The sequence below is a fragment of the Mycobacterium sp. E1715 genome, assembly GCF_001667625.1.
Taxonomy (GTDB): Bacteria; Actinomycetota; Actinomycetes; order Mycobacteriales; family Mycobacteriaceae; genus Mycobacterium.
In genome coordinates this window covers 1-1,662 of the sequence record NZ_LZJJ01000149.1, presented here as the reverse complement: position 1 = coordinate 1,662, position 1,662 = coordinate 1, and the positions used below count along the sequence as shown (strand labels likewise).

The following is a 1,662-nucleotide window of genomic DNA, read 5'->3' as shown; positions in this document are numbered from 1 at the left end:
GAGCGCCACCGCTTGCGCGGGCCGGATCCCGTCGAGGCCCGCCTCGGCAAACGCCGTCCGCAGTCGCGGCGCCCCGGCGGCGGCCACCAGGTTGACCAGTGCGGGCACGGTGGGCCGCCAGTCGGGATGGGAAGGGCGTCGCATGGGGAAAGTGTGCCACCACGCCCGAGATTGACAAGCTACTTGTCAAAATTGGCGCCGACTGCCACGATGGCGGAATGCAATCGCGCCGCCACCGGGCTGCCGGCTTGTGCGTTCTCGCCCTCCTGGTCGTCGTACTGGGCGGCTGCCTGGGCGGCGGCGGACATGCGCTGGGAACGCCCGGCGCGCAGTCGATCCCGGTCGGCCAGTCCACCCAGACCATCGAATCGGGCGGTGTCAGTCGAACGTTCCACCTGTACCGGCCCCAGGGATTGACCGATGCCGCGCCGCTGGTGGTGATGCTGCACGGCGGTTTCGGCAACGGGGAGCAGGCCGAGCGTGCCTACCACTGGGACGCCGAGGCCGACCGCGGACGGTTTCTGGTCGTCTACCCCGATGGACTCAATCGCGCCTGGAACGCCGGCACCTGCTGCGGTGAACCGCAGCGGGTCGGCGCCGACGACGTCGGGTTCATCACGGCCATGGTCGGCGCCGTCGAGCAGCAGATGCCGATCGATCGCGCGCGCATCTACGTCACCGGCATGTCGAACGGCGCCATGATGGCCCTCCGGCTGGGCTGCCAGTCCGACGTCTTCGCCGCCATCGCCCCGGTGGCGGGCACGCTGCTGACCGACTGCTCCCGGGCGCACCGCGTGTCGGTGCTCCAAATCCACGGCACCGCCGACGACCGCGTGCCCTACACCGGCGGACCCGGTAAGGCGTTCTCGTTCAACGGGACCGCCCGTGTAGACGGGCCGTCGGCGGAGTCCGTCAACGCGACATGGCGGGCCATCGACGCGTGCGGGCCGCCGAACTCGAGCACCGCCGGGGACGTGACCACCCAAGTCGCCGGCTGCCCGGACGGACGCACCGTCGAGCTGATCTCGGTGGCCGGCGCCGGCCATCAATGGCCGGGCGGCGAGCCGAGTCCCCTCGCCGAGAAGCTCGCGGGCATCCCGGCGCCCTCGACGGCCCTGGACGCCACCGACACCATCTGGCAGTTCTTCACCCAGAACCATCTTTAGCCGGGATCGCGATCTTGCCGTTCATCAACGGGATCATGTTGCGTTCGTCGCGGGCCAGCCGGCCCTCGACAACGCCGAACACCTCGACCGGCTCATCCGGGGCGTCATCGCGGGCGTTCGCCGTGGTTCGCGGTGACGACCCCTGACCGCTACCGCAGCGCCAGCAGCCCGTCGATGAGCATGTGCAGCACCTGCCGGGTCTCCCGGCGGGTGCGTTTGGGATCCTCCGCGGTGGCGATCAGCATGGCGGCCTCATCGAGCGCGCCGATCAGCACGTGTGCCAACGGCCGCACCGGCTGCTTGGGGAACTGCCCCGCCCGGATGGCTTCGGTGAGCAACTGTTCGGTCATGCCCAGGCTGTACCGCTGAGCGACGTCGCGAAAACCGGCCCAGCCCAACACACTAGGCGCGTCCAGCAGCATCAGTTGGCGCACCTCGGGATCCCCGGAAACCTCGAGCCACGCGTCGACCGCGGCGCGGATCGCGTCGGCCGGCG

The 1,662-nt window shown here is 70.4% G+C and carries 1 protein-coding gene and 3 pseudogenes; 2 read left to right on the top strand and 2 right to left on the bottom strand.

The genetic code is table 11. The annotated features are described in order from the left end of the window. Positions 1-144 (bottom strand): annotated as a pseudogene (locus tag A9X03_RS08320) (MarR family transcriptional regulator); the annotation flags it as partial. Between the two features lie 74 nt (positions 145-218). Here A9X03_RS08320 and A9X03_RS08315 point away from each other — a divergent pair. Beyond that, entirely contained in the window at positions 219-1,166 is a 948-nt protein-coding gene (locus tag A9X03_RS08315; protein WP_067891020.1) for a PHB depolymerase family esterase, read from the top strand. A gap of 8 nt (positions 1,167-1,174) precedes the next feature. Beyond that, positions 1,175-1,312: pseudogene (locus A9X03_RS30815) on the top strand (TetR family transcriptional regulator); the annotation flags it as partial. A gap of 3 nt (positions 1,313-1,315) precedes the next feature. Here A9X03_RS30815 and A9X03_RS08310 read toward each other — a convergent pair. After that, positions 1,316-1,662 (bottom strand): annotated as a pseudogene (locus A9X03_RS08310) (TetR/AcrR family transcriptional regulator); the annotation flags it as partial.

Bases quoted from the DNA above. Each gene is read 5' to 3' on its own strand.
- A9X03_RS08315 (WP_067891020.1), top strand. From the start codon at position 219: ATGCAATCGCGCCGCCACCGGGCTGCCGGCTTGTGCGTTCTCGCCCTC.